Annotated in this window: 4 protein-coding genes; all 4 read right to left on the bottom strand. The window is 34.4% G+C overall.

What is annotated here, in order from left to right; all coding sequences use genetic code 11:
* Positions 1-104: 104 nt before the first annotated feature.
* The 4 genes from AB4Y90_RS16720 to AB4Y90_RS16705 all read right to left on the bottom strand — a co-directional run bounded on the left by AB4Y90_RS16720 (position 105) and on the right by AB4Y90_RS16705 (position 3,270).
* Positions 105-1,085, bottom strand: coding sequence for a LuxE/PaaK family acyltransferase (locus AB4Y90_RS16720; protein ID WP_441558703.1), 981 nt, complete (start codon positions 1,083-1,085; stop codon positions 105-107).
* A gap of 199 nt (positions 1,086-1,284) precedes the next feature.
* Positions 1,285-2,061, bottom strand: a complete 777-nt coding sequence (locus AB4Y90_RS16715) for a UDP-2,3-diacylglucosamine diphosphatase (protein WP_441558702.1) — start codon at positions 2,059-2,061, stop codon at positions 1,285-1,287.
* Between the two features lie 30 nt (positions 2,062-2,091).
* Complete coding sequence (queD, locus tag AB4Y90_RS16710; protein WP_265428154.1) at positions 2,092-2,535, bottom strand: 6-carboxytetrahydropterin synthase QueD; 444 nt, start codon at positions 2,533-2,535, stop codon at positions 2,092-2,094.
* A gap of 66 nt (positions 2,536-2,601) precedes the next feature.
* On the bottom strand, positions 2,602-3,270 hold the full coding sequence (locus tag AB4Y90_RS16705) for a Yip1 family protein (RefSeq protein WP_441558701.1): 669 nt from the start codon (positions 3,268-3,270) through the stop codon (positions 2,602-2,604).
* Between the last annotated feature and the right edge of the window lie 146 nt (positions 3,271-3,416).

Genomic DNA, 3,416 nt, shown 5'->3' with positions numbered 1-3,416 from the left:
CTAACTAACTAACTAACTAACTAACTAACTAACTAACTAACTAACTAACTAACTAACTAACTAACTAACTAACTAACTAACTAACTAACTAACTAACTAACTAACTAACTAACTAACAAGCTACAACCCCGAATATCAGAATGATCAATCCTTCCTAAAACCTGAAATTTATCGCCGTCAATTTTACCAAGATCCTGAGTCGCAATAAATGAGCAGGAATGAATATTTGCAAGATCAATAATATTAATTGCCCCGGTTTTTCCTTCTTTTTCATAGCTGAACGGATCTTCTACATTTCTTATTAAAATCCGCATCCAGTTTGGACATTGATACTCATTTTTCCCTAAAGAATACGCTTGCGAAAGAAGTTCGGTCATAGAATATTCCGAATAAATTTTATCTGTCTTAAAGCCTTCCTGCAAAATTTCCAGCAATTCGTCTTTGGTCATTTCTTCTTTTCTGCCCTTCATTCCGCCGGTTTCTATCACAGTCAGAGTGTCTGAGAATTTGAGGATTTTAGAGTTTAAGTCACAAAAATCCAGAAAATCTAAAAGCGCAAATGAAACCCCGAAAAGAATCACTTTTTTATCCTTTAATTCATTTAAAAGTTCAAATAAATCTTCATGGTTGTAAAGGAAATATCCGTTTTCAGGTTTTCCGGATTTTTTCATTAAAAAATCGACCATATAAATTAAAGAAGAATTTTGCTTTTCAAGATAACTTGGCAGCAATCCGAGAAAAATAAAATCTTCGGGCTTTCCAATGAACTGTTCGAAACTTTTATAAATACTTTCCTGATAAATATTTTCGTCGGCAATGAAATGTTTAGACAAATTCATCTGCGTGGTTCCCGAGCTTTGAAAAAATAGATCTGTTGAAACATTTTTATTTAAAATCTGATGATTTTTAAACATTTCGATCGGCAGAAAAGGAATTTGGTTAATCTCTTTTACCGTTTCAGGTTTTACATTCAGGTAATCAACAAACTTTCTGTAAATCTCAACATTTTCATATTGAAATCTGAAGGTTTCCAGACAAGCTGCCAGAAAGCCTTCTTTGGTCTTTATATCAAAAATATTTTCCAATTTATTTCAGTTATTTAGCAGCTTAAAGATTCAGAATGAATCAATTACTATTTCATGCATAATAATTCACAAATCTTTATTGTAAAAATTGCAAATTTTGGTCGGGTTTTTGTAACTTCACCCCCGGAATATGGATTAGTAATAAAGACCTTAAAATCTTTATAACGTGAATTACCTCATTTATTTGGGGTAATTTTTTTTATTCCTGATTTTCAAAGGTTTTCAATTGAAAATCCTGCTCAAAAACACCGTAGGTAAAATACGAAATCCAGTCTCCCAGATTGATGTATTTTGAATTTTTTTCTAAATCTAAAACCATCGGCAAGTGTCTGTGACCGTAAATAAAGTAATCGATCTTCTCGGTTTCGAGCTTCTTTTTAGAATAAATGATCAAAAACTCTTTGTCTTCTCCCAAAAACGCCTTGTCTTCTTCCCCGGAAATCATTTTATTTTTTTGCGACATATACAATGCAATTTTCATTGCAATATCGGGATGCAGCCATTTGAAAAACCATTGTGCAACAGGATTTGTAAAGACTTTTTTCATTCTTTTATAGCCTTTATCTCCCGGTCCCAATCCATCGCCGTGAGCTAAAAGGAATTGTTTCCCGGAGATTTCAAAATATTGTTTTTTGTAAAAAACCGTGCAGCCAATTTCTTCCTCAAGGTAATCTTTCATCCACAAATCGTGGTTTCCTACAAAAAAATAAACCTGAACGCCGTGATCTTTCAGCTCGGCAATTTTCCCGAGAACACGCACATAACCTTTGGGAATAACGTGATTCCACTCATGCCAGAAATCAAACAAATCTCCCATCAGAAACAAAACCTGAGCATCTTCTTTGATCTCATTCATCCATCGGATAAATTTTTCTTCACGCAGTTTGCTCTCCTTAGGATTTGGAGCCCCAAAATGCTGATCTGAAGCAAAGTACACTTTTTTTCCCGGCTCTAAACTGATGGATGTTTTAATCACCTTTTATATTTTAAATTCAGTAAAAAAAAATTAATTATCTTCTGCAAACCATTCTCCGTATGAGTTTTCGGTTTCGTGAAGTTTAAGATAAGCTAAAGAAATCCCTTCCGGAAGTTTTGATTTTATCTTTGCAGCGATGGCATACAACATATTTTCGCAGGTCGGCTGAAAAGTACAGTAAATCACTTTATGACCCTGATTTTCTAAACCTTCGCCCAATTCTCTGTGCGGAGAAACCCCGTTGATCAAAACAGCATGATCCCAAACGTCAACGATTTCAGATTTTACAATATCTTTAATATCGCCAAAATCTACCACCATTCCGTTTTTAGGATTTTCAAGGTCATTTATCGGTTTCCCTTTTACTGTAACGAAAAGTTTATAGGAATGCCCGTGCATATTTTTACATTTCCCGTCATAGTTGTACAAAACATGCGCAGTTTCGAATGTAAAAATCTTTGTAATACGTATCATGTTGCAAAGATAAGGAAATTCGACAGGTAAACGAATCACCTTACTCCGACTTTAATTTTGATTTACTTAAAATATCATCGCCATCGATGCGATTAAAATAATAGGCACAACAATAATCAGAATGGGTAAAAAAAGATTGGCAATGGCTTTTCCTATCGAAAATTTCTGCACCTCAGAAAGCCCGATCACCGTAAAAACAAGTGATGAAATAGACAGGAGCGTTTCGAATGCAAATGAAATCCAGAAAAGAATGCTTCCCGCAATATTGCCTTCAAGATAGTCTGTATTGCTTTTAAAATAATCCTGACCGTAAACCGCAACCTGCAAAAACAAAAAGAACAAAGCTAAAATAGAAGRAATCATGGCATAAGCCATCATTCTGTAGATTGCAGAAGTATTTCCTAAGCCGTTTAACCATTTTCCGGTCCAGCTTAATAATGCTGCGTAAATATAATAGGAAATCCAGCCCAACATTCCGCCAAAAACAATACAGCTAAAAACAATAAAATAAAGAGAGGAATCATCGCCCATATCTTTTGAAGATGCCCTGTCAAAAGCTCTTCCAATACCTGCAAATATCATCAGTAGATAAAGGTATTTTTCGTATTGCGTATCGTTTATAAATTTGAAAACCCTTCGCGGCTCGGTCCAGATTTTCGTAAAAATATCCTGATCGGAAAGCGCTTCGTATTTTTCAAATTCTTCAAAATGATTTTCTGTATATTTTGTTTCCATGTCGTTTTATAGATCACGAAAATAAACATATTTATTAAAATCACAGCAAGCTCAGCCAATTCTCATCCAGTCTTTTAATTTTCTGCGTTTCTTTATCGATGAAAACCCAGAGTGTAAGCGAATCTACCACCAAAATATCGTTGCAG

Origin of the sequence: Chryseobacterium sp. 2TAF14 (genome assembly GCF_052115105.1) — a bacterium.
Lineage (GTDB): Bacteria > Bacteroidota > Bacteroidia > Flavobacteriales > Weeksellaceae > Chryseobacterium.
This window is presented reverse-complemented; position numbering and strand designations above follow the sequence as displayed.